General features: G+C 65.9%; 18 protein-coding genes and 1 pseudogene. 11 read left to right on the plus strand and 8 right to left on the minus strand.

The genetic code is table 11. The features are described from left to right. Nucleotides 1-54: 54 nt before the first annotated feature. Both LRC39_RS23710 and LRC39_RS23715 read right to left on the minus strand, forming a co-directional pair. Nucleotides 55-270, minus strand: coding sequence for a DUF2783 domain-containing protein (locus LRC39_RS23710; protein WP_264074862.1), 216 nt, complete (start codon nucleotides 268-270; stop codon nucleotides 55-57). After that, nucleotides 267-1,883 (minus strand): FAD-dependent oxidoreductase, encoded by a 1,617-nt coding sequence (locus tag LRC39_RS23715; protein WP_346295850.1) that lies wholly within the window; start codon nucleotides 1,881-1,883, stop codon nucleotides 267-269. The genes LRC39_RS23710 and LRC39_RS23715 overlap by 4 nt, the downstream gene beginning before the upstream one ends. Before the next feature lie 126 nt (nucleotides 1,884-2,009). Here LRC39_RS23715 and LRC39_RS23720 point away from each other — a divergent pair, with 126 nt between their 5' ends. The 7 genes from LRC39_RS23720 to LRC39_RS23750 all read left to right on the plus strand — a co-directional run bounded on the left by LRC39_RS23720 (nucleotide 2,010) and on the right by LRC39_RS23750 (nucleotide 11,908). Then, nucleotides 2,010-2,507: a MarR family winged helix-turn-helix transcriptional regulator gene (locus tag LRC39_RS23720; protein WP_107357144.1), complete on the plus strand. Its 498-nt coding sequence runs from the start codon at nucleotides 2,010-2,012 to the stop codon at nucleotides 2,505-2,507. Nucleotides 2,508-2,685: 178 nt separating this feature from the next. Continuing rightward, on the plus strand, nucleotides 2,686-4,101 hold the full coding sequence (locus LRC39_RS23725) for a caspase family protein (RefSeq protein ID WP_346295851.1): 1,416 nt from the start codon (nucleotides 2,686-2,688) through the stop codon (nucleotides 4,099-4,101). A 124-nt stretch (nucleotides 4,102-4,225) separates the two neighbouring features. Then, on the plus strand, nucleotides 4,226-4,876 hold the full coding sequence (locus LRC39_RS23730) for an OmpA family protein (protein ID WP_346295852.1): 651 nt from the start codon (nucleotides 4,226-4,228) through the stop codon (nucleotides 4,874-4,876). 159 nt (nucleotides 4,877-5,035) lie between these two features. Next, nucleotides 5,036-5,923: an efflux RND transporter periplasmic adaptor subunit gene (locus LRC39_RS23735; RefSeq protein ID WP_346295853.1), complete on the plus strand. Its 888-nt coding sequence runs from the start codon at nucleotides 5,036-5,038 to the stop codon at nucleotides 5,921-5,923. Further along, nucleotides 5,923-9,075, plus strand: a complete 3,153-nt coding sequence (locus tag LRC39_RS23740) for an efflux RND transporter permease subunit (RefSeq protein ID WP_346295854.1) — start codon at nucleotides 5,923-5,925, stop codon at nucleotides 9,073-9,075. Before LRC39_RS23735 ends, LRC39_RS23740 begins: the two co-directional genes overlap by 1 nt. Before the next feature lie 43 nt (nucleotides 9,076-9,118). Continuing rightward, entirely contained in the window at nucleotides 9,119-10,936 is a 1,818-nt protein-coding gene (locus tag LRC39_RS23745; protein WP_346295855.1) for an AsmA family protein, read from the plus strand. An 81-nt stretch (nucleotides 10,937-11,017) separates the two neighbouring features. Beyond that, complete coding sequence (locus tag LRC39_RS23750) at nucleotides 11,018-11,908, plus strand: efflux RND transporter periplasmic adaptor subunit (protein WP_346295856.1); 891 nt, start codon at nucleotides 11,018-11,020, stop codon at nucleotides 11,906-11,908. Nucleotides 11,909-11,969: 61 nt separating this feature from the next. On the opposite strand, the gene LRC39_RS23755 is transcribed toward LRC39_RS23750, so the two are convergent. Next, nucleotides 11,970-12,224: a superinfection immunity protein gene (locus LRC39_RS23755; protein ID WP_107357151.1), complete on the minus strand. Its 255-nt coding sequence runs from the start codon at nucleotides 12,222-12,224 to the stop codon at nucleotides 11,970-11,972. A 554-nt stretch (nucleotides 12,225-12,778) separates the two neighbouring features. Here LRC39_RS23755 and LRC39_RS24600 point away from each other — a divergent pair. Then, nucleotides 12,779-14,462, plus strand: a pseudogene (locus tag LRC39_RS24600) (methyl-accepting chemotaxis protein). Between the two features lie 30 nt (nucleotides 14,463-14,492). On the opposite strand, the gene LRC39_RS23770 reads toward LRC39_RS24600, so the two are convergent. Then, nucleotides 14,493-16,130, minus strand: coding sequence for a lysine--tRNA ligase (locus LRC39_RS23770; protein ID WP_107357153.1), 1,638 nt, complete (start codon nucleotides 16,128-16,130; stop codon nucleotides 14,493-14,495). A gap of 33 nt (nucleotides 16,131-16,163) precedes the next feature. After that, nucleotides 16,164-17,084, minus strand: coding sequence for a transporter substrate-binding domain-containing protein (locus LRC39_RS23775; protein WP_346295857.1), 921 nt, complete (start codon nucleotides 17,082-17,084; stop codon nucleotides 16,164-16,166). Between the two features lie 76 nt (nucleotides 17,085-17,160). Here LRC39_RS23775 and LRC39_RS23780 point away from each other — a divergent pair, with 76 nt between their 5' ends. Continuing rightward, the gene (locus LRC39_RS23780; protein ID WP_346295858.1) at nucleotides 17,161-19,212 is read left to right on the plus strand and encodes a glycosyltransferase; all 2,052 of its coding nucleotides are present in this window, start codon (nucleotides 17,161-17,163) and stop codon (nucleotides 19,210-19,212) included. A 1-nt stretch (nucleotide 19,213) separates the two neighbouring features. Here LRC39_RS23780 and LRC39_RS23785 read toward each other — a convergent pair whose 3' ends face one another. Together LRC39_RS23785 and LRC39_RS23790 are read right to left on the minus strand one after the other, a co-directional pair. After that, entirely contained in the window at nucleotides 19,214-19,813 is a 600-nt protein-coding gene (locus LRC39_RS23785; RefSeq protein ID WP_346295859.1) for an SCO family protein, read from the minus strand. A gap of 173 nt (nucleotides 19,814-19,986) precedes the next feature. Continuing rightward, nucleotides 19,987-20,445, minus strand: coding sequence for a hypothetical protein (locus LRC39_RS23790; protein ID WP_346295860.1), 459 nt, complete (start codon nucleotides 20,443-20,445; stop codon nucleotides 19,987-19,989). 733 nt (nucleotides 20,446-21,178) lie between these two features. On the opposite strand from LRC39_RS23790, the gene LRC39_RS23795 reads away from it, so the two are divergent. Next, nucleotides 21,179-23,149, plus strand: a complete 1,971-nt coding sequence (locus LRC39_RS23795) for a methyl-accepting chemotaxis protein (protein ID WP_346295861.1) — start codon at nucleotides 21,179-21,181, stop codon at nucleotides 23,147-23,149. Between the two features lie 148 nt (nucleotides 23,150-23,297). Further along, complete coding sequence (locus LRC39_RS23800) at nucleotides 23,298-23,675, plus strand: hypothetical protein (RefSeq protein ID WP_107346226.1); 378 nt, start codon at nucleotides 23,298-23,300, stop codon at nucleotides 23,673-23,675. A gap of 187 nt (nucleotides 23,676-23,862) precedes the next feature. Here LRC39_RS23800 and LRC39_RS23805 read toward each other — a convergent pair whose 3' ends face one another. Beyond that, the gene (locus LRC39_RS23805; RefSeq protein ID WP_346295862.1) at nucleotides 23,863-25,026 is read right to left on the minus strand and encodes an NADH:flavin oxidoreductase/NADH oxidase; all 1,164 of its coding nucleotides are present in this window, start codon (nucleotides 25,024-25,026) and stop codon (nucleotides 23,863-23,865) included. Between the last annotated feature and the right edge of the window lie 14 nt (nucleotides 25,027-25,040).

The raw sequence follows: 25,040 nt of genomic DNA on the forward strand, positions 1-25,040 counted from the left end.
GAATGACGAAGCTTGGGGCGATGAGCTTGCGCCGCGCGGTTTCGTTGACGCCGCTCACTCCCGTTGCCCCTCCACCACGCTCCGCTTCGCCAGCGCTGTCGCCTCGCGCAGCAGATCGAGATCGCCGAGGTGGTTGGCGAGGATCAGCACCAGCGCGGCGTCGAGTGAGGCGCTCTGCTCGTCGCTGAGGCCGCGATGCGCCTCGACGATCAGCCGATAGGCGGCATCGGGATCGGCGAAATTGCTTTTGGTCGACAGCACGGCCCTCATGGCAGAGCCCTCCCACATGCCCGCGCCAGCGCTGCGTCGATTGCAGCTTGCGTCGGATGGCGGAACCGGGCGGCGACGTAGCCGTCGGGGCGGAGCAGATAGGCGGCACCGGGTGTCGCGTCGTAGCGCACGGCAAAGACGCCGTCGTCGTCGCGCAGCGGCGCGTCACCGCCGATCCGGAGACTGCGGACGCCCTGCGGCACCGGCGCCGCGCTACCGTTGGCACGCTCCAGCAGCACGAAGCCGCCGCCGGCCTGCATGAAAGCTTCGGTCAGATAGATCGGCGCGCCGTCGGCCGTCTTCAGCGGCGCATCGCGCATCGCGGCTCCAGGCTCGGGCCCGCTGGTCCACACATCGGTGTCGCGGGTCGAGAGCGGCGAGTCGTAGACCGAGGGCGTCGATAGCCGCCCGGCGTTGACCATCCGCTTGGCGAATTCGACATCGTGCGCCAGCGCCAGCACCGCATCGCGCAGCCGGCGTTCCTGCTTGGAATGCGGCGCGATGAAATCGGTCGAGCGGGTGGAGTGACGGATGTTGTCGTCGGCCGCCTGGCTGCGCTCGATATCGTAGCTGTCGAGCAGGCTCGCCGGCGCCTGCCCGCGCAATATCAGATCGAGCTTCCAGGCGAGGTTCTCGCCGTCCTCCAGACCAGAGTTCGCACCGCGCGCGCCGAACGGCGACACCTGATGCGCCGAGTCGCCCGCGAAGATCACCCGCTCGTGCAGGAAGCGTTGCATCCGCCGGCATTGGAACTTGTAGATCGAGATCCACTCGAAGCTGAAATCGCCGTGTCCGAGCATCCGCTCGATCCGCGGCCTTACCCGCTCCGGCTGCCGCTCGACCGCGGCATCGGCCTCGGGCCCGATCTGCAGATCGATCCGCCAGACGTCGTCGGGCTGGCGATGCAGCAACGCCGATTGGCCGGAGTGAAACGGCGGATCGAACCAGAACCAGCGCTCGGTCGGAAACTCCGCCGTCATCTTCACGTCGGCGATCAGGAACTGATCCTCGAAGACTTCGCCGGCGAACTCGGCGCCGACCATGCCGCGCAGGCTGGAGCGGGCGCCGTCACAGGCAATCACATAGTCGGCGGCGAGCCGATACGGCCCATCCGGCGTCTCGATCGTCAGCTCGGCATGGTCGTTGTGCTGGGCAAGCGCCGTCACCTTGTTGCGCCAGCGCAGATCGATTCCCGGCAGTTGCTGCACCCGGCCGACCAGGAACGCCTCGGCGTAGTATTGCTGCAGATTGATGAAGGCCGGCATCTTGTGGCCGGTCTCCGGCAGCAGGTCGAAGCGGTACACCATCTCGTCGCGGCGAAAGATCTTGCCGACCTGCCAGACCACGCCCTTCTCGACCATCTGCGCGCCGACGCCGAGCCGGTCCCAGACTTCAAGCGCACGCTTGGAGAAGCAGATCGCGCGCGAGCCCTCGCCGATCCGGTCGGCATCGTCCAGCAGCACGACGTTCTGGCCGCGCTGCGCCAGATCGATCGCGAGCGACAATCCGACCGGGCCTGCGCCAACCACCACGACCGGATGGCGCGCGGGGGCCTGACGATCCTGATCCGGGTGCCGGCGATAGCCGAACTGAAAATGCTCCTGATGGGCCATCGGCCTCAGCCCTGCCGACCCGTCCCGTGCAAAGCGCTGGTCAAGGCGTCCTCCTGCGTGATAGTTTCATTTGCAACTATCTAAGCCGCAGTCGTCGCGCCGCGCAACCCGGCCCCGGAGATTTTTTTGACGAAGCTCGATTTGTTCTCGTTCGTGCCGTTTCAGCTCAACCGGCTGGCCGCGGAAGTCAGCGCCGCGCTGTCGGAGGAGTATCAGCAGCGCTACGGGCTGGATATTCCCGGCTGGCGCATTCTCGCGACCCTCGGTTTCCGCAACGATGCCTGCACGGCGCAGTTCATTGCGCAGTGCACACGCACCCACAAATCGACCATCAGCCGTGCGGTAACCGGCCTGTTAGAGCGCGAACTGATCGAACGCGTCGAGAACGAGGATGACCGCCGCGAGTTTCGGCTGCGCCTCACCAAGAAGGGCCGCGCGCTGTATCACGAGCTGGTGCCGCGGCTGAAACGCAAGGAACAGGAGATCCTGTCCTGCCTGTCCGCGCGGGAGCGCGACCAGTTGGCCACAGCTCTCGGCAAGATCGAGCGGCATCTGAACCTGATCCAGGCCAGCCACGACCATTCCGAGACGGCGCCGGCAAAGCTGCCGGCGTCGGTCGGATAGCGCTTCCCGGTCCACGCGTCGCGATCTGGAAATACCGGGCTGCTAGGACGATAGGAGCCGCCACCGGGGATGATTGACAGGCGCAGCGACGGCGAGGTGAGGTGAGGTGAGATGCGATGCACAAAACTGAGTTGATCGTCTCGTCCACGCAGCCCCGCCTCTGCAGGTCCCGCATCGCATGAAGATCCGTCTCGGTTTGATCGTGCTTGTACTCGCCGCGATGATTGCGGCGCCGCGCTCCTCTGCGGCGGATAGTTCGGCGCCGCGGGTCGCGCTGGTGATCGGCAACAGCAAATATCCGGATGCCGACAAGCCGCTAAGCCAGGCGGTCGGCGATGCCCGCGAATTTGCAGACGAGCTGAAGCGTGCCGGCTTCGATGCCGAACTCGGCGAGGACCTGAGCGGCGATGCGATGCGACGCGCGTTCGACCGGCTGTATCAGCGGACCAAACCCGGCGCAGCCGCGCTGGTGTTTTTCAGCGGCTTCGGCATCCAGTCGGGCCGGCAGAGCTACCTGATCCCGGTCGATGCGCAGATCTGGACCGAGCCCGACGTGCGGCGGGACGGCATCGCGCTCGAGAGTGTTCTCAATGAGCTGAATAGTCGCGGCGCATCGGTCAAAATTGCGCTGGTCGACGCCTCGCGCCGCAATCCGTTCGAGCGCCGCTTTCGCAGTTTCTCCGCCGGCCTCGCTCCGGTGATCGCTCCGAGCGGCTCGCTGGTGATGTACGCCGCCGCACTGAGCGCGGTCGTCACCGACAATGACAGTGCGCATAGCCCGTTCGTCAGCGCGTTGCGCGAGGAAATCCGCGTGCCGGGGCTCTCCGCCGAGGAGGCGCTCAATCGCACCCGGACAGCGGTCGCCCGGGCCTCGCGCGGCGAGCAGGTGCCGTGGATCTCGTCCTCATTGGCTGAAGATTTCATCTTCGTCCCCGGCGCCGCGACGGCAGAGAAACCGACCGCAGAGAAACCGACGGCCGCCACTGCGCCGGTGGAAGCCGCCAAGCCGGCACCAGCACCACTGGAGGCCAAGCCCCCGCAGACCACGGAAGCAAAGCCGGCGAGCGGCGACGACGACAAGCTGGTGCTGGCGCTCGCCAGCGATCCGACGGTGAAATCGCTGACCGCGCAGATTGTGGACAAGCCGTCCGACGGCAATGCGTATTACCGGCGGGGTCAGGTCTATGCCAGCAAGGGTGCCTACCGGAGCGCCATCAAGGACTTCGACGAAGCGATCCGGCTGAACGGCAAGGACGTCGAAGCCTACAACAACCGCTGCTGGGTGCGGACCGTGATCGGCGAACTCGAGCCCGCGCTCGCCGACTGCGATCAGGCCCTGCTGCTGCGTCCGAACTTCGTCGATGCGCTGGATAGCCGCGGGCTGTTGCATCTGAAGAGCGGCCGCGACAAAGCCGCGATCGCCGACTTCGACGCCGCGCTCAAGATCAATCCACGTCTGACTTCGTCGCTGTACGGCCGCGGGCTGGCGCGCAAGCGGATCGGGCTGGCCTCCGAAGGCGAGATCGACCTGACCACCGCCAAAAAGCTCGATCCCAATATCAGCAAGGAGTTCGCCGGCTACGGTGTGAAGTAGGCGTGACAGTTTCGCTTCACCGTCTCCCGGCGTTGAACCTGCCGCCGCGATGGCGCGACGATCAGGAAACACGCGATCCAGATCCTCCGCCAGCGAACGCCCGCCAATCGCAGGAGACCGAACGATGACCAGGAAGACCGCAGCCCGACACCGCGCTCTGCTCGGCGCTTTAATCCTCGGTCTCGGCGCAGTTCTCCCGTTTGGCGCCGCATCAGCCGGAGAGGTGACGTCGGACCAGATCGTGCGGGCGCTGACGCCAAACAAGCCGCTGACCCGCAGCCTGTCGGCCGCACAGCCCGTTGCTGCGACCACCGATCCAACTCAGGCTAAGTTCGTCGACGGTCTGCGCAACCGGCCGACACGATCGCTGTCGTCCGCCGAACGCACCCAGATCGCCGAGATCACCAAGGACAAGCCGAACATCGATCTCGAAATCACCTTCGACTACAACTCCGCCACGATCAGCCGTCAGGCAGCGCCGGCGGTCGAAGCACTCGGCAAGGCACTGTCCAGCGCCAATCTGAAGGGCGCAACCTTCGTGGTTGCCGGCCATACCGACAGCGTCGGCAGCGACACGTTCAATCAGGACCTGTCGGAACGTCGCGCCGATACCATCAAGCGGGTGCTGGTCGAGAAGTACGGCATCGCGGGCGCCGACCTCGTCACCGTCGGTTACGGCGAGAGCCGGCTGAAAGATCCGGCGCATCCCGACAGCGGCGTCAATCGCCGGGTGCAGGTGGTCAACATGTCGGATCAGAGCGCCGCGGCCAAATGAGCAGCGTTCCAGCTGATACCGGCGTCGCTTCAAGGCGTTCCGCTGCCGCGGGACGCCTTCGCTGTTTTGTCACTATTGGTCGGTGTATAGAGGGCCCGGCGCGCCCGCGCGCGAAACCGGACTAACGCAAGGCCTGTCGAAAGTTCGCCGAGTACCAAGATGATCAATGCGTGGATCCGCCCGAACCTGTCGCCGGCACGCGCTGCGATCGCCGCCGGCCTGCTCTGTGGCCTGGTCACGATGGCTCGTGCGGATCAGCCTGCCGGCAATGCCGGTGTGCAGGTCATCGTCGCCAAGGCGACCAGCGCCTGCTTCTCCGACAAGGTTCGAGTCACCGGCTTCGTCGTGCCGCGCAAGGAAGCGGTGGTGATCGCCGATAGCGACGGCCGCGTCACCGACGTGCTGGTGCGCGAGGGCGATGTCGTCACCGACAATCAGGATCTCGTTCGAGTGACTGGCCCCGGCGGCAACAGGACGCTGAAGGCGCCGGCCGCCGGCCTGATCACCGAGGTGCGGACGATCCCCGGCGCACCTGCTTCGCCGCTCGCAGGACCGATGTTGCGGATCGCGGTCGGCAATGACCTCGAAATCGATGCCGAAGTGCCGAGCATTCACGCCCTCAAGGTCGGCCCCGGTGCCACCGCACGGATCAGCCGTGACGACGGCACCGACCTCACCGGCACGGTGCGGCTCGCCGCGCCGCAGATCGACCGCAAGACTCAATTCGGCCAGGTGCGGATTGCGCTCGCCGCCTCACCCGCCCTCAAGGTCGGGATGTTCGCGCGCGTCACCATAGATGCGCGGCGAAGCTGCGGCGTCGCGATTCCGCGCTCGGCGATCGACCACGCCACCGTGCAGGTTGTGAAGGACAACATCGTCGAAACCCGCGCGGTCAAAGTCGGCCTGACCTCCGATCAAGCGATCGAGATCATCGACGGGATCCGCGAAGGCGAGATCGTGGTGGCCGACGCCGGCACCTCGCTGCACGACGGCGACCGCATCAAGCCGATCTTCACCGACGATTCCGAGCGACCGAAAGCGCGCTGATGGGCCTCAACGTTTCCTCCTGGTCGATCCGGCATCCGCTGCCCTCGATCGTGTTCTCGATCATCCTCTTGGCGCTCGGCTGGATCAGCTTCACCAAGCTGGCGGTGACACGGCTGCCGAGCGCCGATATCCCGGTGATTTCGGTTGCGGTTTCGCAGTTCGGCGCGGCGCCGGCCGAGCTGGAAGCGCAGGTCACCAAGACCATCGAGGACGGCGTCTCCGGCGTCGAAGGCGTCCGCCATATCGCTTCCTCGATCACCGACGGCCTGTCGGTGACGACGATCCAGTTCGCGCTGGAAACCAACACCGACCGCGCGCTCAACGACGTCAAAGACGCAGTGACGCGGGTCCGCGCCAACCTGCCGCAGAATATCAACGAGCCGCTGATCCAGCGCGTCGACGTGATCGGCCTGCCGATCGTCACCTACGCGGCGATCTCGCCCGGCAAGACGCCGGAGCAACTGTCCTGGTTCGTCGACGATGTCGTCAAACGCGCGCTGCAGGGCGTGCGCGGCGTCGCGCAGGTCGAGCGCATCGGCGGCGTCGAGCGAGAGATTCTCGTATCGCTCGATCCCGACCGGCTCAAAGCCGCAGGGCTGACCGCGCTCGACGTGTCGCGCCGGCTGCGCGGCACCAATGTCGATCTCGCCGGCGGCCGCGCCGAGATCGGTAACAACGATCAGGCGATCCGCACCCTCGCCGGCGCCCGCACGCTCAACGATCTCGCCGGCACCATGATCAGCCTGAATGCCGGCGGCGAGGTGCGGCTCGACGATCTCGGCACCGTCACCGACACCATCGCGGCGCGCCACACCTTCGCGCGCTTCAACGGCGAGCCGGTGGTGGCGCTCGGCATCAAGCGCTCCAAGGGCGCCAGCGACGTCGTGGTCGCCGAGGCGGTGCAGAAGCGGATCGACGCGCTGAAGGCGCAATATCCCGACGTCGAATTGAAGCTGATCGACACCTCGGTCGACTACACCAAAGGCAATTACGAGGCGGCGATCTCGACGCTGTTCGAGGGCGCGATCCTGGCCGTGATCGTGGTGTTCCTGTTCCTGCGCGACTTCCGCGCCACCGTGATCGCGGCGATCTCGCTGCCGCTGTCGATCTTCCCGGCGTTCTGGGCGATGGACATGCTGGGGTTCTCGCTGAACCTCGTCAGCTTCCTTGCGATCACGCTGTCGACCGGCATTCTGGTCGACGACGCCATCGTCGAGATCGAGAACATCGTCCGCCACATGCGGATGGGCAAGTCGCCGTATCAGGCGGCGATCGAGGCCGCCGATGAGATCGGCCTCGCGGTGATTGCGATCTCGCTGACCATCATCGCGATCTTCGCGCCGGCCAGTTTCATGTCCGGCATCGCCGGGCAATTCTTCAAGCAGTTCGGCATCACCGTCTCGGTGCAGGTGTTCTTCTCGCTGCTGGCGGCGCGCTTCGTCACGCCGGTGCTGGCGGCGTATTTCCTGAAGGATCATCCGCATGTCGAGAAGCCGCCGGGCCGTGTGCTGCGCGCCTATACGCACGTCGTCACCTGGTCGGTGCACCATTATTACATCACAGTGCTGATCGGGCTCGGCATCTTCGCCGCCTCGATCTGGAGCATCGTGCTGCTGCCGCAGGGCTTCCTGCCGGCGCAGGACACCGCACGCTCGGTGCTGGCGATGCAACTGCCGCCCGGCACCCAAATCGGCACCACCGAGAAGACCACCGAGGCGATCGTCAAGCTGCTGCGCGAGCGGCCCGAGGTGAAAAGCGTATTCGTCGATGGCGGCCGGGTGCCGCCGGGCATCCAGGAAGTCCGCCGCGCCTCGCTGATCATCAACTACACGCCGAAGCACGACCGCTCGATCACCCAGCGCGACCTCGAACACGCGATCAGCAGGCAGCTCGATCAGGTGCCGGACATCCGCTACTGGTTCCTCGACGAGAACGGCCTGCGCGCGATCTCGCTGGTGGTGACCGGCGACGACAGCGCCGTCGTCAACAACGTCGCCCAGGAACTCGCCTCACAGATGAAGCGGATTCCGCTGATCTCCAACGTGATCTCGGAAACCGCGCTGGATCGGCCCGAATTGCGGATCCGCCCTCGCGCCGATCTCGCCGCCCGGCTCGGCGTCTCGACCGAGAGCCTGTCCGAGACCATCCGGGTTGCGACCATCGGCGACGTCGGCCCGGCGCTCGCCAAATTCGACGCCGGCGACCGGCTGGTGCCGATCCGGGTGCAGCTCGAGGATTCGGCGCGCGGCGAGCTCGCCACGCTCGAACAGCTTCAGGTGCCGATCTATGGCGGCCGCGGCGCGGTGCCGCTGTCGGTCGTCGCCGACGTCAAATTCGATCAGGGCCCGACCAGCATCAACCGCTATGACCGGCTGCGCCAGGCGACCGTCGCGGCCGACCTGGTCGGCAATTCTGCGCTCGGCGACGCCACCAAGCAGATCAATAAGCTGCCGGTGATGAAGTCGCTGCCGAAGGGCGTCAAAGTCAGCCCCTCGGGCGATGCCGAGAACCTCGCAGAACTGTCGGACGGCTTTGCCACCGCGATCAGCGGCGGCCTGATGATGGTCTATGCGGTGCTGGTGCTGCTGTTCGGCACCTTCCTGCAGCCGATCACCATCCTGTTCTCACTGCCGCTGTCGATCGGCGGCGCGATCGGGGCGTTGCTGCTGACCGGCAAACAGCTCACCACGCCGGTGTGGATCGGCATCCTGATGCTGATGGGCATCGTCACCAAGAACGCCATCATGCTGATCGAATTCGCCATGGAGGCGATGCGCGAGGGCAAGAGCCGCGACGCCGCGATCATCGACGCCGGCCAGAAGCGCGCCCGCCCGATCGTGATGACCACGATCGCGATGGTGGCCGGCATGACACCGAGCGCGCTGGCATTCGGCGCCGGCGGCGAATTCCGCTCGCCGATGGCGCTGGCGGTGATCGGCGGCCTGATTTTCTCCACGGTGCTGTCGCTGATCTTCGTGCCCGCGGTGTTCATGATGATGGACGACGTCGGCCGCGGCTTCTGGGCGGTCGGCAAGCGACTGCTTAGCGGCAGCGCGCGTGACGCGGCCGAAGCCGTGCCGGCGGCGGCGACACCATTGGCCGGCACCGAGCCGGCGCCGACGACTAAGAAGTCGTCGTTCTGGCGTGGCTAGGACGGCGCGGATCAGCGGGCAGCCGGATGCGTAAGGAGCCGAGATGAAGCCGATCAGGATCGCAGGCGCCATGGCGGCTCTGCTCCTCGTCGCGGCCACGCTGCTGATCGCGATCGGGATTCCGGCCGGCGCGCTGACCGGCGCAATCCAGAGCCGGATCGAGCGCGATACCGGCTACCGGGTGACGATCGCCGGGACCGGCACCGTCCGGCTGTTTCCGGCGGTCGCGCTGACCTTGCACGATGTCAGTGCCGAATTGCCGGGCGGCCGCACCACCGACCCGAGGCTGAAGATCGCCACCGTCCGCGCCGAACTGCCGCTGACCAGCCTGATCTCGGGGACGCCGCGGCTCACCGAACTGACCCTGATCAGTCCGGAACTCCACCTGCCGCTGCGGCGCCGGCGCGACGAGGTCGCGGCCACGCCAGCGCCCGCGCGTAAAGGCCGCGTCGAGCTCGCCGACATCGAACGGATCGTGGTTCAGGACGGCGTCGTGGTGATGACGAGTGCGGCCGACCGCGTCGAACGCCGCATTGCCGGCATTCAGGCAGACATCGAACGTGAGGATACCGACGGGCCGATCACCGCCAGCGGCTCGGCAACGCTCGGCCGCTCGCCGGTGTCGTTCGAACTCACCGCCACGCCGCCTGCCGATGACAAGCAGCCGATGCTGATCGATCTCACGCTCGACGCGCCGGGGCTGCTGACGTCGCGGCTCAGCGCCAAAGCGGAAGCGCGGCTCCGCGGCACCACGCTGGCGATCAACGGCGTCAGCGGCAGACTGGGCGATGCTCCGTTCAACGGCTGGGCCTCGGTGGACGTCGCCGGCAAGCCGCTGGTCAAGCTCGACCTCGACTTTCAGCGGCTCGACCTCGTCGCCATCACCCGGACCGCGCCTCCCGGCTCGCCATGGAGCGAAACGCCGATTGATCTCGCCGGCCTGAACTACGTCGATGCCGAACTGCGGCTGTCCGCCACCGAGCTGAACATCGGTCCGGCTCGGGTCGCACCGGCCTCGGCCGACGCCAAGCTCGCCGGCGGCGTGCTCACGGTGCAAGCGAGCCGTCTCGCCGCCTATGGTGGACAAGCGACCGGGACGCTGGCGATCGACGCCTCCGGCGCGGTGCCGACATTCGACCTGCAGGGCGATCTCAGCGGCGTGCATGCGTTGCCGCTGCTCGACGGGCTGGCCGATTTCGACCGGCTCGATGGCCGGCTGCAGGCCAAGCTGGCGCTGCGCAGCAGCGGGGGCAGCGCGCGCGCGATCGCATCCGGCCTCAGCGGCAGCGCCGCGGTCGGACTTCGCGACGGCGCGATCCGAGGCATCGACGTCACCCGGATCATCCGCAATCTGACTGCGCATACCCAGGACGGCTGGCAGATCGCCCCGACCGACGCCACCGATCTCAGCGAATTCGCCGCCTCGTTCCAGATCGCCCAGGGCAAGGCCGAGACCTCCGATCTGAAGCTCGCCGGTCCGCTGGTGCGGATGACCGGCGCCGGAGCGATCGACCTGCCGACCAAAACGCTGGCGCTCAAAGTAGAGCCCAAGCTGGTGCTGACAACGCAGGGACAGAGCGCGTTGGAGCGAAGTGTTGCGCCCGCCCCCGAGCCGATCGGCTTCGGCATTCCGGTCAGGATCGAAGGACCGTGGATCGCGCCGCGCATCTTCCCCGATATCGCCGGCGTGCTCGATGATCCTGATGCGGCGTATCAGCGTTTGCGCGAGATCGGCAGCGGTCTGTTCGGCCTGCTCGGCAGCAGCCGCGGCGATCGCAACAACTCAGGCGACGCCGACGGCTCCGGCGACGACAACGGGGCAGCGGTGAACGCGATTATCAAGCAGCTGTTCGGACGGTGACGATCGATGCGAACCGGCAAGATCACGACCAGCGGAACGCGAGAGAGCAAAGCTTGGATGGCATCGAGGCAAGGATCCATCATGACGCGACCGATCACTGATCCTCTCCGTGCCGATCTCCAGCGTGCAGCGCTGCTGGCTCTGGCGATCACGTCCGCGCTGACATCTCCGGTCAGCGCCCAGGGAAACGAAACCGCCGCACAGACCGTCACGGTCTTTCCCGCCGCCAAGGCCTGCTTTCCGGCGGTGGTCGAGGTGTCGGGATTCCTGATCCCGCGCGACGAAGTCTCGGTGCGACCGGACCGGCCCGGCGCCAAGATCAGTGACGTGCTGGTCGACCCCGGTGAGACCGTCACCCAGGGCCAAGCCCTGGCGAAGCTCGACGGCGGCAGCACGGTGCAGGCGCCGGTCGCAGGCCTGGTGTCGGCCTCGACCGCATTGATCGGCGCTCCGGCGTCGCCCAAGGGCGAAGCGCTGTTCACCATCGTCAGCCGCGGCGAGTTCGATCTCGTTGGACAGGTGCCGACCCGCGACATGCCGCGGCTGTCGGTCGGCCAAACCGCGACCGTGAAGGTGGTCGGCGACAAGAACGAGCTGCAAGGCAAGGTCCGCCGCATCTCCGCCACGGTGGAGCCGAAAACCCAGCTCGGCAACGTGTTCGTCGGCATCAGCTCGGACAAGCGCCTGCTCGCCAACGCCTCCGGCCGAGCCACCATCAAGACCGGCGAGAGCTGCAACATCTCGGTGCCGCTCACCGCGGTGATCTACAATCCGGTCGGCACCATCGTGCAGGTCGTGCGGCGCCAGGTGGTCGAAACCCGACGGGTCGAGATCGGCCTGATGAATGGCGGCAACGTCGAAATCCGCGAGGGTCTGAAGGAAGGCGACATCGTGGTCGAACGCGCTGGCGCGCTGCTCCGCGAAGGCGATGCGGTACGCCCGGTGCTGGCCGCAGGCGCCTCGGCGAAATAACACCGAAGCACCTGACGGCTTCGGCCGCGACCGATCCGCCGCGAAGGGTTACGGCAACGAGCTATCGAACCAGGGACAAGCGCGGCTGGGGCACCCGCTCCTTGTCGGCGAACACCGCGTAGTACAACGCGTAGGCCCAGCCGATTCCGGTCCAGCCGAGCAGCAGATTGCCGACGTAGAGCCCCCATTTGTATTCGACGTCGCGCGCGAACGCGATCAGAATTGGCGCGCAGTACAACGCAGCAGCAACGAGATACATCGACCAGACGATCGCCGGCATATTGGCGTCGTAGGGCAGTCCAGCCAGTGCAGACATTGTCTTCCTCCATGAGACCTGATGAGAAACGGCACTGTCTTTCCCTTTGGAGCTGACGAGCAAACTGACGGGGCCGCTCCAGCGGCAACCCGACGAGGGATTATCGTTGTGTCGACTGTGCGAAAGACGCACCGCAGCAAACTTTGTTTGAAATCAAAAATGCACCACGAAGGGCTGCGGCACTTCAACGCGGCAACAGGCCGGTGATACCAGATCAAGGCATACGGCAGGTATCAGCGCGCCGTTCGCGACTGATATCAGGAATAATAGTCAGCAAAGTTGCCACACCCGAGACACATCGCACCTGTTGCACCCTACTGCGCCTCTTCTCGTAACCCCGCCCCGAATCGCATCAACGGCGCGAGAGGCGACTGCGTAGTTAGCACAGGTCCGCCCCGCTCATCGGCATTTGCCGCCTTGGTAGTCCCACGAGTAACGCAACTGGTGCACCGTGGGGTATTTAGGAACTCGTTCATTGAACCGAGACGCCGCTCCGGGATTCCACAATCTCCCGCTGGTGAGTGAATTATGCGGCTTCGACCTGAGAGGCTTAGATGCGACTTTCAATCACCCGAGCGGTTCTGATGTTCGGCCTCATCATCGGCACAGGCCTGGGTGCGATTTTCGGGGCGAGCCTGTACGGCCTTTCCCAGCTCAAGGTCGGCGGACCGCTGTATGAGCAGATCAAGCTCGGCAACGATCTGGTGGCCGATATCCTGCCGCCGCCCGCCTATGTGATCGAAGCCTATCTGGAGGCGACACTGGCGCTGGAAGACCCCGGCTCCTCCGCGCTTCACCGCGAGCGGCTCGGCCGCCTCAAGAAGGAGTACCAGGAACGTCACGCTTTCTGGAGCAAGGCACCGCTGGAGCCGGCGATCAAGGCCCGGCTGATCGACGATTCCGACCGCGAGGTGCAGAAATTCTGGCGCATCGTCGATGCGAGCTTGCTTCCGGCGATCGAGGCCAAGGACCCGGACACGTCGATGCAGGCCTATAAGGATCTGACCGCCGCCTACACGGCGCATCGCGCCATCATCGACGATATCGTCAAGCGCACCAACGACCTCAACGCCGCGACCGAAGCCGCGACGGCGGTCCGGGTGACCGACCTCAATTATCTGCTGTGGGGCGTGTCCGGCATCGTGTTCCTGCTGTTCGTGGCGGGGCTGACGGCGATCGTCAAAGGGGTGATCGTCCCAATCACCGGGATGACCGAGGTGATGCGGCGGCTGGCGAGCGGCGATCGGGCTGTTGCGATTCCGGCGATCGAGCGCGGCGACGAGGTCGGCGCGATGGCGCGGGCCGTTCAGGTGTTCAAGGACAACGCACTGCGGGTCGAAGCCATGGAGTCCGAGCAGGGCATCAAGGCGCGAGCCGATGCCGACCGCCGCGCCGAGATGCACAAGATGGCCGACGATCTCGACCGCGCCATCGGCCGCATCGTGCAGACCGTGACCTCCACCTCCACCGACATGGAAGCCGCAGCGAGACAACTCGAGAGCGGGGCCGAGACGACGCAGCACTTGGCGACGACGGTGGCGGCGGCTTCGCAGCAATCCTGTGCAACGGCGCAATCCGCGTCCGTGTCCTGCAACGAGGTAGCCTCATCGGCCTCGCAGATTGGTCAGCAGGTCCGGCAATCGCAGAACATCTCGCAGGCCGCCGTCCGGCAGGCGCAGGAAACCAACGCGCGGATCGCCGAGCTGTCGAAAGCGGCCGGGCGCATCGGCGATGTGGTGGATCTGATCAACGCGGTCGCGTCCCAGACAGACCAACCTGCTGGCGCTCAACGCCACCATCGAAGCCGCGCGCGCCGGCGAGGCGGGCCGCGGCTTCGCCGTCGTGGCCGCCGAGGTGAAGGCGCTGGCGGCGCAGACCGCGCGCGCGACCGACGAGATCACCGAACAGATCGCCCAGATGAAGGCGGCGACCGAATCCTCGGTGTCGGCGATCGAGGCGATCGGCAACACCATCCTGCAGATCTCGGAGATTTCGGATTCGACCGCCTCGGCTGTCGACCACCAGGGCGCCGCGATGCGCGAGATCGCCAGCACGGTGCGGCAGTCGGCGGATGCGGCGACCGAAGTCTCGAGGACGATCGGGGCGGTCCGCGAAGGCGCCGAGAAAACCGGCGCGGCCTCCACGCATGTGCACGATCTCGCCGCCGCGCTGCTGGCGGAAAGCCGCCATCTCAAGACCGAGGTCGATCGTTTCTCGGCCGCGGTGCGAGCGGCCTGATCGCATAGCCCGGCGCCGCGCTTGTTGATCTTACGCGCTGCGCGCCAGCGCGCCGTCGATCATCGCCACCGCATTGCTGACGCCGTAGACGGCGACGAACGAGCCGAACCGCGGCCCCTTCTCCTGGCCGAGCAGCACCTGGTACAGCATGTTGAACCAGTCCAGCGAGACGCCGGGCTTGCCGTCCTTGGCGGTCTTCTTGTGATCGAGGAACGGTTCGCGGCGGCCGATCTCGTACACCACGTCCTGAATCGCCTCGGCGGTCGCGTCCGCCGGCAGCTGTGACAAGGCATCGCGCAGATCCTGCAGCGCGGCGCGCTCGGCGTCGGTCGGATCGCGGAACACTTTGGTGGGCGCCACGAAGTCGCGGTAGTAATTGATCGCGTAGCCGACCATCGCATCGAGCTTGGGATGGCTCTGCGGCGTCACGCCCGGCCGATAGCGGCCGATGAAACCCCACAGCGTATCGGCGTTTTCGGCATTGGACGACGACACCAGCGTCAACAGCAGCTGGAACGTCACCGGCATGTCGGCCTGCGGCGGATTGCCGGAATGGATGTGCCAGACCGGGTTGGCGAGCCGCTGCTTCAGATCCTGCCGCGCGTAGCCATCGAGGAACTGCTGATACTCGTCGACATTGCGCGGGATCACGTCGAAATACAGCCGCTTTGCCGCCTTCGGCTCGCGATACATGAACAGCGACAGCGATTCCGGCGACGCGTAGCGCAGCCATTCCTCGATGGTCAGGCCGTTGCCCTTCGACTTCGAGATCTTCTGGCCCTTGTCGTCAAGGAACAGCTCGTAGTTGAAGCCTTCCGGCGGCGTGCCGCCGATCGCCTGGGCGATCTTGCCGGACAGCTTCACGGAATCGATCAGGTCCTTGCCCGCCATCTCGTAGTCCACGCCGAGCGCGGTCCAGCGCATCGCCCAGTCCGGCTTCCATTGCAGCTTGCAATGGCCGCCGGTGACCGGAACGGTGATGCGTTCATTGGTTTCCGGATCGTCGTAAGATATCGTACCGGCCTTGACGTCGTGCGCGACGATCGGAACCTGCAGCACCACGCCGGTGCGCGGGCAAATGGGGAGGAATGGCGAGTAGCTGGCGGCGCGCTCCTCGCGGAGCGACGGCAGCATGATCGCCATCACCTTCTCGAGCCGCTCCAGCACCTTCAGCAGCGTCGCATCGAACCGGCCCGACTTGTAGTAATCGGTCGCTGAGGCGAACTCGTAGTCGAAGCCGAAGGTGTCGAGGAAGGCGCGCAGCCGCGCGTTGTTGTGGGCGCCGAACGAATCATGGGTGCCGAACGGATCCGGCACGCTGGTCAGCGACTTGCCGAGATTCTTCTCCAGCAGCTCCTTGTTCGGCACGTTGTCCGGCACCTTGCGCAGGCCGTCCATGTCATCCGAGAACGCCAGCAGCTTGGTCTTGATCTTGTCGTCGGTCAGCACACGGAAGGCATGGCGGACCATCGTGGTGCGCGCGACCTCGCCGAACGTGCCGATATGCGGCAGCCCCGACGGACCGTAGCCGGTCTCGAACAGCACCTCGTCCTTCGGATGCTTCTTCAGCCGGTTCACCAGCGCGCGCGCCTGCTCGAACGGCCAGGCATTGGATTGTTCGGCGAGGGTGCGCAGCTCGGAAGCGCTCGGAAGGTCGATCGTCGTCATTCAGGTCTCCAGCCGCCCTTGAAGGCGGGTCTTTCAAAACGGGCTGACGGAAAAATACCGGAGCCACAAGTCGGTGTACTGGCCCTTTTCCCAAACCCGGAACAGCGCCCAATTCAGCGCCTGGCGCAACGTGTCGTTGCCCTTGCGCACCGCGATGCCGACGCCCTCGCCGAAATAGCGGCTCTCCAGGAACGGAGCGCCGGAGAATGCGCAGCAGTTCTCCGAGTCGGTGCCGTTGATCCAGAACGCCAGCGAGATCGCGTCGCCGAAGATGAAATCGACTTCGCCCCGCTTCAGCGCGGTCCGCAGCGCCTCGGCATTCGGATAGGAATGCAGCTCGGCGTCGGTGAACATCGCCTTCAGATAGGCCTCATGCGCCGAGCCAGCGACCGCGCCGACCTTGCGGCCTTCGAGATATTCCGGCCGCATCTCCCGCATCACCGCATCCTTGCGGGCAACGAAGCGCGCCGGCGTGCGATAGTAGGGATCGGTGAAATCCAGCTTGGTGCGGGTCTGCGGCGTCACCGCCAGCGACGCGATGATGGCGTCGCCGCGATTGCCGGCGAGCGCGTCGAGCAGGGTCTCGAACTTCCGCATCTGCACCGTGCAGGTGATCTTGATCTCGTCGCACAGCGCGCGGGCCAGATCGACGTTGAACCCCGCCGGATTGCCGTCAGCCCCGGTGAAGTTGAACGGTGGGTAATCGACCTCGGTCAGGAACCGGATCATCGTCAGGCGTGACATATCCGGCCGCTCCGGCCGCCGCCGCGGATCCCAAAACCCCGGCACCGCATGCGCGGTCGCATCCGCAATCGCCTTCGCCTCGGGCGCGGTCTCCGCGGCCCGCGCGACGCCAGGCGTCAGCAGCGCGGCCGCGGCGAGCGCCAGCGCCGCCACGGCTGCGCGCCAGACGGCCGGTCGGCCATTGATCAACATCGCAATCTGTGGTTGCATAGTCAGGGGTTCCGCACCGGCGGTCTTATAGACCATCCGACGCGAGACGCGAGTATCGTTTGCGTAAGAGCGTGCTATGGTCGGGACCGACCACGCCGGACTGCACGAGACTATGAGCGACGGGCGCGGCGATGGTGAGGCAATCGCCCCATGGCCCGGGCCGCCCCGCTTTCTCGCCGCCCGGCCTGCCCTCGTCAGCAACGACAATTATCCGGACGAGCAATGGCGCGGGGCTACCGACCGACAATCCGAAGCGATCGCAGCGCCGGAGCTGGATTGCCTGCGCGGCGTGCTGTCGCCGGCACTGCTGCAGGCCGCCGCGCGGCGCGCCAGAGACCTCGACATCGGTGCCGACCGCGTCCTGATTCAGCAGGGCCTGATCGAGGAGGAAGCGTATCTCCGCTATCTCGCCCGCTGGCTTCGCCTCAGTTTCGAAGACTTCGGCGCGTTCGGCCGCGCTGACTGTCCGCTGGAGGACACGCAAATCTCGTCTGCCACTGCGACCGGAATCGTGCCGCTCCGGGTCGATGGCGAATTGATCTGGGTGGTGGCGCCGCGACATCTTGCGAGCCATCGGCTGTGCAGGCTGCTGGACGACCATCCTGACACACGCTCGCGGCTGCGATTGGCCTCGACGGCGAACCTGGAGACCTTTCTGGCGCGGCAGGGCGAGCGCGCGCTGGCCAGTATCGCCAGCGCCGATCTGCACCAGCGCCATCCGATGCTGTCGGCGGCACCGCGCAAGGCCGGTCCAGTGTGGCGGCAGCGCCTGAAGCGCGGAGCCTGCGTGGCGGTCCTGCTCGCGCTGCCGTTCTTCCCTGATCCCGACGTCACGACGACGCTGCTGGCGGCCTGGTTCATCGGCTTTGCCGGATTGCGATTGCTGGCCTGCTTGTGGCCGCGCCCGACCTTGCCAACGCCGCCGCGAAAGCCGGACGCCGAACTGCCGATCTACACGGTGGTGGCGGCGCTGTATCGCGAGGCCGACTCGGTGGGAACGCTGGTCGAGGCCCTCGACGCGCTCGATTACCCACGCGAGAAGCTCGACCTGATCCTGGTGATCGAGCTCGACGACCTCGCCACCCGCGCGGCACTGGCCCGGATCAAACGACGGCCGCACCTGCGGGTGCTGATCGCGCCGGCGGTCGAGCCGAGAACCAAGCCGAAAGCGCTGAACTACGCCCTCGCCTTCGCGCGCGGCAGCTTCATTGCGGTGTACGATGCCGAAGACCGCCCCGATCCGGACCAGCTGCGGGCGGCGTTGGCGGCGTTCGATGCCGCGAGCCCCAACACTGCTTGCGTCCAGGCCAGCCTGTGCATCGACAATCTGACCCATAGCTGGCTGTCGCGGACATTCCTGGCCGAATATGCCGGCCAGTTCGATCTGTTTCTGCCGGGCCTTGCCGCGCTCGGCCTGCCGCTGCCGCTCGGCGGCACCTCCAACCATTTCCGTACCGATGTGCTCCGCGCGATCGGCGGCTGGGATCCGCACAACGTCACCGAAGACGCCGACCTCGGCTTCCGGCTGGCCCGGTTCGGCCACCGCTGCGTCACCATTGCTTCGGCCACCTACGAGGAAGCCCCGATCGCGTTTGGCAACTGGCTGCCGCAGCGGGCACGCTGGATGAAGGGCTGGATCCAGACCTGGGAGGTGCATATGCGGCAGCCGATCCGGCTGTGGCGCGAGATCGGCTGGCGTGGCGTGATCGGCCTCAACCTGGTGGTCGGTGGTAATGTGCTGTCGGCGCTGGCCTACCCATTATTGGTGTGGCTCGCCGTGGCGGCGGCAATCGATTGGCCGGAGCAGTTGTCGGTCTGGCTCGGCGGCTGGCTGGAGCCCGCGGCGCCGAGCGCGCTGCACTGGCTCACGATCGCATCCGGCATTGCATCGACATTGGTGGTCGGCCTGCTCGGCCTCGCCCGGCGGCGGCAGTTGCGGCACGCCGGGGCGTTGGCGCTGACGCCGCTCTATTGGCTGTGCCTATCAGTGGCGGCGTGGCGCGCGCTGGCGCAATTCGTCTGGTGTCCGTACCGCTGGGACAAGACTCAGCACGGCGTTGCCCGCCGTCCGCATCCGCTGGCGCCGCAGCCAAAAGCCCGGCGGTCGCGATGGCGGCTGTCGGCGTAAGCTACAGATACCGCTTCAGATCGGCCGCAGCCTCCTCGGGCTTGCGCTTGATGTTGAACGGCGAGACGAAATTGCCCGACTTGTCCATCAGATAGATCAGCGCGGTGTGATCCATCGTGTAGTCGCCGTCCTTGAGCGGGACCTTCTTGGCGTAGACCCGGTAGGCCTTCTCGATCTTCTCGGTGGCCTCCGGGGTTCCGACCAGCCCCTTCAGATGCGGATCGAAGCTCGACAGATAGTCCTTCATCGACTGCGGAGTGTCGCGCTCGGGATCCACCGAGACGAAATAGGCATTGATCCGCTCGGCATCGGGGCCCATCGCGCCGAGCACCTGCGACAACTCGAACAGGGAGGTCGGGCAGACGTCCGGGCAGCGGGTGAAGCCGAAGAAGATCAGGGTCGGCTTCCCCTTCATGCTCTGTTCGGTGATGACCTGGCCGTTCTGGTCGGTGAGGCGGAACGGACCACCGATCGTCGCCGGTGCCGAGATCTTCTGCAAACCGCCGAGCAGCCACAGCACGACCACGAGGCCGACGATCAGGCTGCCGGCAAACGCGGCGATCACGACCAGCGGGCGGATGGATTTGGCTTGTGCAGACATCGGCAGACACCTCGCAACCTTCGGAGCAGCTGGTTCGCTGTTTTCAGCCCGGCCACTGCGATGTGCGGCACTCGCCGCACGGTTGCCCCCAATAGAGCCAGCGGCGGCGCCCGGCAAGCCGCGACGCCGTCGCACTGATCACGTCATCCGGAGGATGGATCGCGGGCGCGGAATCAGCGGCCAGCCTGAGCCTGCGCGTCCATGTAACAGGGCCGGTACATCGACATCAGCTGCTTGCCGCGCAGGAAGATCATGTGACGGGTCAGGCCGCCGCGCTTGGCGATCCAGCGGCGGATGCTGGTCGGGTACATCGTGTACAGCATCTGCGTCGCTTCGGTATTGGTGATGACGCTGCCGTTGGAGCCGAGATCCCAGGCGGCATGGAAGCCGAGATTGGCCCGGGAGGTGACGCAGATCTTATCGTGCGGAACCGCACCCAGCACGATGGTGCAGGCCGAGGCGCACAGGCCGTCGATCATCACGGTTTCGCCGGAGCTGCGCAGCGACTGGTAGCGGTCCACATAGGTTCCGATCCGGCCGCCACGATCGTCGGCGATTCGCACCATCGCCTGGCTCGACGCCACGCTGGCGACCAGCAGCATGGCCGCGAGCATCCCCGTGAACAGTCTCATGGCTCCCCCAACGATCCCCGTCGCGAAGCCGCAGACCGCGCGCCCTCGAAACAGCGTCAGGGTGATTTCCGATCAAGGCTTTGTCCAGATCGACGGCCCGCCTCGGGCCAATTTCAAATCGAGTGTTGCCCGCAGGATGCACTGCGGTTGGTGGGGTCCCAAACTGAAACAGGACGGTTCGACACGTCGTGGCGGAACGCCGATTCGGTTCCATGACGGATGCCCGCCGGCACCCGCGGCCGATGCCTGGACGCAGACCGCATGAAGCAGGTCCGTGGCCAGCCACGGGACCCGCGAGATGCGCTGACGTGCGTCACTACGACCGATCGCGTCGGGCGCAATCTCTCGACACCGCACGAGAACGCCGAACCGGATTCTATCGCTCGCACCTCTGTTAGTAATCGATCGCCTCCGATCCGGCGTCTGCATGAAATTCCCGACGATCGTCATCGAAGCGTCATACCCGTTTTGCGAAAGCTTCGCGACAACTAATCAATCCGATTCGGATAAGTACCAGGCCTTCCGTGTCGCGAGAGATCTTAAGGCAAACTTAGTACCGGCTCGTCCAAGCTTAGTTATTACGTCAAGATTCGAATCTGGAGCCTCATCGGACCAGCGATCGACTACGTCGCAAATTGCTCAGTGTTTGTGCAGATTGCCTGCCTCACCAACAAGCACATCCACAACTCACACATCATCGTCCAAGCGAATCGTCTGAAACTCGGGATCTCCCATGTCTCTTCGTCTCGGCCTCACGTCCAAGATCAATTCCATCGCTCTGGTCGGCATCATCGGCGTTCTCGCCCTCGGCGCGCTGTACATGATCGGGACATCGTCACAGGATGCAGCGAGGCTGATCGACGACCGGGCCCGAACACTCGGCGACAGCAACGCGAAATTGCAGATCGCCCTTCTCGAGCAGCGCCGTGCCGAGAAGAACTTCATGCTGCGCAAGGAAGAGCAGTATCTTGGGCTGTTTCAGCAGAGCGGCCGCGCCGCAGCCGAGATGCTCGCCGATTTGATCCGGCAGACTGAGGTGGCCGGTCAGACCGACCTAACGCGCAGTTTGAAGTCGGTGCAAGACGGCTTCGAGAACTACCAAAACCAATTCGGCAGGTTCGCCGACGCCACCGTGAAGCTCGGGCTCAAGGAGGACCTTGGACTCGAAGGCAGCCTGCGGGCGTCGGTGCACGATGTCGAAAAGACGATCAGCAGCTTCGACTCCCCGGCCCTGATGGTCCAGATGCTGATGATGCGCCGGCACGAGAAGGATTTCATGCTCCGCCGTCATCCGAAATACGGCGACGGGATGAAGAAGCAATCCGCCGAATTCGCCAAGCTGCTCGCAGCCTCCGACCTGCCGCCAACCGCCAAGGCCGAAATCACGCAAAAGCTCGCCGCCTATCAGCGCGACTTCTCCGCCTGGATGGAGAATGCGCTTGCGTTGGACCGTGCCGAGAAGGACATGGTGACGACCTACCGGGCACTGCAGCCCGCGCTCGACGAGCTTTCCGGCACGGTGCGTCAGCAGGCGGAACTCGCCAAGACGATGGCCGCCACCGCGCGGCGGGCCACTGAGCAGCGCATGCAGATCGCGATCATCGCCATCATCCTGACCGTGATGGTGCTCGGCATTTGGATCGCGCGGTCGATCACCAAGCCGCTCAGCGGGCTGAACGCCGGCATCCGCCGCCTCGGCGATGGCGAACTCGATCTGGTACTGCCGGGCCTGCAGCGCAGCGACGAGATCGGCGACATGGCGCGGGCGGTGGAGTCCTGCAAGCTGAAGGCCGAAGAGCGTGCCGCAGCAGAAGCCGCCGCCAAGGCGGAGCAGGACCGGCTGGCCGCCCAGCAGCGCAAGGGCGAGATGATCGCCCTCGCCGCCAAATTCGAAGACGCAGTCGGCGAGATCGTCGAGACCGTGTCGTCGGCCTCGACCGAGCTGGAAGCTTCGGCGACCACCCTGACCTCGACCGCCGATCACGCCCAGCAGTTCACCACCCTGGTCGCCGCAGCTTCCGAGGAGGCCTCCACCAATGTGCAATCGGTGGCGTCGGCCAGCGAAGAGATGTCGTCCTCGGTCAACGAGATCAGCCGCCAGGTGCAAGAGTCGGCGCGGATTGCCAGCGAGGCGGTGACGCAGGCGCAGGCCACCAATGAGCGCGTCAGCCATCTGTCAGAAGCCGCATCGCGGATCGGTGACGTCGTCGAACTGATCAACACCATCGCGGCGCAGACCAACCTGCTGGCGCTGAATGCCACGATCGAGGCGGCGCGCGCTGGCGAAGCCGGCCGTGGCTTCGCCGTGGTGGCGGCCGAAGTGAAGCAGCTCGCCGAACAGACCGCCAAGGCCACCGACCAGATCAGCCAGCAGGTCGGCGGCATCCAGAGTGCCACCGACCAGTCGGTGAGCGCGATCCGGCAGATCGGCGAGACCATCGCGCGGATGTCGGAGATCGCCGCGACGATCGCCTCCGCGGTCGAAGAACAGGGCGCCGCGACCCAGGAAATCTCGCGCAACGTGCACCACGCCGCCGAAGGTGCCCATCAGGTCTCGGTGAACATCGTCGAAGTCCAGCGCGGCGCCTCGGCGACCGGCTCGGCTTCGGCGCAGGTGCTGTCCGCGGCGCAGTCGCTGGCGCATGACAGCACCCGGCTGAAAGACGAAGTCGTCCGCTTCCTCCGAACGGTGCGGGCGGCGTAGTTCGCGGCGGGCGGCGGATTGATAACCAAGTGGTTACCAAGCCGCACCGTTAATAATCTTCGTAAAGGTTGATTCTGCTCGATCGTTGACGGACGTCGTGATCACAACCAAACATGCGGCGATATTTCATTGGCGCTGAGGATCGTCCATGTCTCGTTTGTCCGCCGCTTTGCTCGCTTCCGCCGTCGTCGCCGGCGCGGCCGTCGCGCTGCCGACCGCAGCCTCCGCTTGTTACGGCTGCGCCCCGCCGCCGTGCTACACCTGCTATCAGCAGCAATACGTTGCTCCGGAGTACCGCACCGTCGAGGAGACGGTGATGGTCAACCCGGGCCGCGTGGTCGCCCACCGCGTTCCGCCGCAGTATCGCACCGTGATGGTGCCGAAGACCGTGATGGTCTCTCCTGGCGGCGTTGAATACGAGCGCATTCCGCCGCAATACGCCACCCGCGAACGCGTCGAAATGGTGTCGCCGGGTTACAGCTACTACGCACCGGTTCGTCCGCGCTGCGGCGGCTGCGGCTGGTAACGACTCGTTAACGTCGTCAGATGGGGTGAGCTTTAGCGAGTGCCACCCTGACGCGACGACGGGTTCGATGGGTTTCGCTTGCGCTCGCCCATCCTACCGCCCCGCATAGTGGCCGCGTTTTGAACGGATTTGTCATGGCCGGGCTTCGTCCCGGCCATCCGCGTTTTCAGACCGCGCGGCTGCTCTCTCAGCTTCGCCGGAACGGCAGCTTCGGCCCGTCGAGCTTGCGCAGGCCCGACTCGCGGCGCTCCAGCCACCAGCCGTATTGCTTCGGCCAGTCGGCAAACACCTCGTCGCCTTCGGTGAGTTCGAGCTGCGCATGCAGCGCCCAGTTCGGATCGAACAGCGCCTCGCGGCCGATCGCGATCAGATCCGCCTGCCCCTGCTCGACGATCTTCTCGGCCTGATCGGGATGGATGATCAGGCCGACCGCGATGGTCGGGATCTCGGCTTCGGTCCGGATGGTTTCGGCGAACGGCACCTGGAAGCCGTAGCCGCGGGGAATCCGGTTGGCGGTGGCCGATCCGAGCAGTCCGCCCGACGAACAATCGATGATATCGGCGCCGCGCGCCTTGGCCTCGCGCGCGAACACCACCGAGTCGGCAAGCTCGATGCCGCCATCGACGCCGTCGACCGCCGACACCCGCACCGCCAGCGGCAGCGTGTCGGGCCAGGCGGCGCGCACCGTCTCGATCACCTCCAGCGGAAACCGCATCCGCCCGGCGCGGTCGCCGCCATACGCGTCGGTACGCTTGTTCGACAGCGGCGACAGGAACGAGTGCAGCAGATAGCCGTGGGCGCAGTGCACTTCGAGCATCTCGAACCCGGCTTCGACCGCGCGCAGCGTCGCGCTGCGCCAAGCCTCGAGCAGATGATCGAGATCGTCGTCGGTCAGTTCCTGCGGTGTCAGCCAGCCTTCGTCCATCGGGATCGCGCTCGGCGCGACGATGTCCCACGGCTGATCACCGCGGGCGATGTCCTCCGCGGTCAGCGCCGCGTTACCGTACCATGGCCGCTGCATGCTCGCCTTGCGGCCGGCATGCGCGAGCTGAATCGCGGGCACCGCACCGTTGTCGCGCAGGAAGGCGGCGATCCGCTCCAGCGGCCGGATCTGGTCGTCGTTCCACAGTCCGAGATCGCCATGGGTGATGCGGCCGTTGGCGGTTACCGCGGTCGCTTCGACCATCACGATGCCGGTGCCACCCTGGGCGAACTTGCCGAGATGCACCAGGTGCCAGTCGTTGGCCACGCCCTCGACCGCGGAATACTGGCACATCGGCGAGATCAGGATGCGGTTCTTGGCGGTGATGCCGCGCAGGGTGAACGGGCGAAACAGCGGCGGCTGTGACATCGGGACTCCACAAC

Origin of the sequence: Rhodopseudomonas sp. P1, assembly GCF_039642825.1 — a bacterium.
GTDB classification, from domain to species: Bacteria; Pseudomonadota; Alphaproteobacteria; order Rhizobiales; family Xanthobacteraceae; genus Rhodopseudomonas; species Rhodopseudomonas palustris_H.